At 49.6% G+C, this 248-nt stretch carries 1 protein-coding gene; it reads left to right on the forward strand.

Annotation, left to right across the window (positions count from 1 at the left end; genetic code table 11):
- Positions 1 to 248 (forward strand): hypothetical protein (locus tag SB772_RS44115; RefSeq protein WP_410839037.1); only part of this gene is annotated, 248 nt, incomplete at both ends.

The following is a 248-nucleotide window of genomic DNA, read 5'->3' on the forward strand; positions in this document are numbered from 1 at the left end:
ATAGCCAAAGTTGGGACGCCGGGCTGCGCTATAACGGCGAACTGATTAAATCACAACTCATTACCAGCTATAGCCATAGCAAAGATTACAACTACGATCCCCATTATGGTCGTTATGATTCGTCGGCGACGCTCGATGAGATGAAGCAATACACCGTCCAGTGGGCAAACAATGTCATCGTTGGTCACGGTAGTATTGGTGCGGGTGTCGACTGGCAGAAACAGACTACGACGCCGGGTACAGGTTAT

Source organism: Paraburkholderia sp. SIMBA_030 (assembly GCF_046535245.1).
GTDB lineage: Bacteria > Pseudomonadota > Gammaproteobacteria > Burkholderiales > Burkholderiaceae > Paraburkholderia.